Source organism: Bacteroidia bacterium (genome assembly GCA_025056095.1).
Classification (GTDB): Bacteria; Bacteroidota; Bacteroidia; order JANWVE01; family JANWVE01; genus JANWVE01.
On sequence record JANWVW010000303.1, the window covers coordinates 1 to 2363 of the forward strand.

Sequence of the window (2363 nt, forward strand, 5' to 3'; positions counted from 1 at the left end):
TTGATTAGTGAAACGAGGGAACAAAAAGGTACTGAAAATGTCCGTTCCATTCCAACGAAGGCGATGGTTTGACGGTTTGTTTTCAAATATTAAACCATCTCCATGGCCTTTAAGCCTTCGAATTTGAAACTCAACTGAAAAATCCGGGTTTAATTAACTATTTTATGCTAAAACTTAATAAAAACGTAATTAATTAAAAGCCTAATCCAATTAATTTTTTTGATTTCTTAAATTGACAAAATTTTGGTTTAGTGCTGCATTAAAAAATCTATAAATTTGGAATTATGGAAGATAAAACACTTGTTAGTGTACATATGGTTACTTATAATCATGAACCCTTTATAAGGGAAGCAATAGAGGGAGTATTAAAACAAAAAACTTCATTTCAGTACGAATTATTAATTGGTGAAGACTGTTCTACCGATAGGACTTTAGAAATTTGCAAAGAATATGCTTTAAAATATCCCCATATAATCAAGTTGCATGCAAGAGAAAAAAATATGGGCATGGTTCCGAATTTTTATGATTTACTTCTAAAGTGTAAAGGGAAGTATGTTGCCTTTTGTGAAGGAGATGATGTTTGGATTGATGAATATAAGCTGCAAAAACAAGTGGAATTTCTGGAAAAAAATCCAGATTTTTCAGGTGCATGTTCAAAAGTTAAATTAATCGATGAAAATTCAAATGAACATGTAAACAGTAAAAATTTTTTAAAGCACTTAAAAACCATAAATGAATCAATTGATATAAGTTTAGATTACTACTTGTCAAGGCCATACAGTGAAAAAGAATTGATATTCACTCCTACGCTGATTGTCAGAAAAGAAGTTATACCATTTGACAAGCTCCCGAATTATTCAATGTTCTCAGACAGTGTAATTAGACATCATAGTTTAGTCAAAGGGTCTATTAAATATTTTAAAGATGAAATGGCTGCATATAGACAACATAGCGGAGGCATTACACATACTCAACATATGACAAAACACTTTTTGGTTATTCATGAGCTTGAGCTTTTATATAAAGATTTGTATGAGAGCTCAACATCAGAACATTTGAAAGAGAAAATCAGAAAAAAAATTCAGAGCTTTCAAGTAATAAAAATCTTATGGGAGAAAAAAAATCTTTTTATTAAAATATTTAAATACTGTTTAATGTCATTAACCTTGGTAATTAAAAAATATAGCTCATTCAAATTTTTTTTTGTTAACCTCAAAATTTGGTTTTACGTAAATTATCCAAAAGTGCATAAAACACTCAAGCGCTTGTTTAAACGGTAGTATCCCCAAAAGTGTGTATGAAGTGTAGTTGTTTTTTTTACAAATATAGTACTTTTTTTATTTGTTACAGACTTACATGAATGGGAACGGAGCGGAGGCGTAGCCGTAGCGAAGTTCCCATTCATGCTTCCCATTTAAATTTTCCCGTCTCATAATTCAATTTTGGCACTTTGCGCTCATAGGCTTTTCGCGTCATGGCTACATAGCCCAATAGCAGAATAGTGGACTGTGGATTGGGCAATGCTCCGCGCATACGCGTAACCCGCTTGTAGTCCCTGTTCAAGCGCTCTATCCAGTTGGTGCTATACAACATGTTCCGGATGCGATAATCATAGGCCAAATACGTAAAATACCACTCCATCCGTTCCTTATCCCGCATCCGCTTTATTCCTGCATAGTAACGCCCCCATTTTTCCGTAAACTGCTGCCATGCCACCCTGGCCTGTTCTTGGGTATAACTGCTATCCTCTGTGCGAAATACCTGCCTGAAGTCTGCTGCTACCGCTTCCCTATCTTTCGGACGCACTTGCTTCAATACATTCCTCTCTACATGTACCACGCATAACTGCAGTTGTGTCTTCAGAAAATGGCTGAACACCACATCTAAACCTATTCTGGTTTGAATCGAATAATCTTCCAAAATTTTAATAACTTGCTCTCGTGTAAAGTGTAGTTGTTTCATAGCTTTTTGATTTTTTTAGTTTTCAATATTTCTCAAAACAACTCGCTTTAGACATTTTGGGACAGTATCGTATCCGGCGATGGTACAATGAATGGTTCATGTGCTTTAACACATCTGATGGAACTGCCTCTAAAGCAATAAAACCGGAAATGCCGCACATGTGTTAATTGTTTTTTATTGCTCTTATTACAGTTGCAAATTGATTTTCGACGTATTGTACATATCCTGCAAAAGTAACGGTAGCCCCATGCTTCTCAAACCATTTCTTTACTGTAGAAATGGTTTGAGGATTATCATATTGTGGAGAAAACATGTCGAAAGTATCCAGAATAACCCACTCTTTGAGTTGTTCTTTTGAGAGTTGCTTGTAAGGCAAGGTTCTGACGATGTCACATATAGGT

The 2363-nt window shown here is 34.8% G+C and carries 3 protein-coding genes; 1 reads left to right on the forward strand and 2 read right to left on the reverse strand.

Going from position 1 to position 2363, the window contains the following annotated elements; genetic code table 11:
- Window positions 1–284 precede the first annotated feature (284 nt).
- Window positions 285–1280 (forward strand): glycosyltransferase, encoded by a 996-nt coding sequence (locus tag NZ519_13640; GenBank protein ID MCS7029797.1) that lies wholly within the window; start codon window positions 285–287, stop codon window positions 1278–1280.
- Window positions 1281–1401: 121 nt separating this feature from the next.
- Here the strand turns inward: NZ519_13640 and NZ519_13645 are convergent, their stop codons facing one another.
- Both NZ519_13645 and NZ519_13650 read right to left on the reverse strand, forming a co-directional pair.
- Window positions 1402–1920 (reverse strand): transposase, encoded by a 519-nt coding sequence (locus NZ519_13645; protein ID MCS7029798.1) that lies wholly within the window; start codon window positions 1918–1920, stop codon window positions 1402–1404.
- A 205-nt stretch (window positions 1921–2125) separates the two neighbouring features.
- A partial coding sequence (locus NZ519_13650; GenBank protein MCS7029799.1) for a class I SAM-dependent methyltransferase occupies window positions 2126–2363 on the reverse strand: 238 nt, incomplete at its 5' end.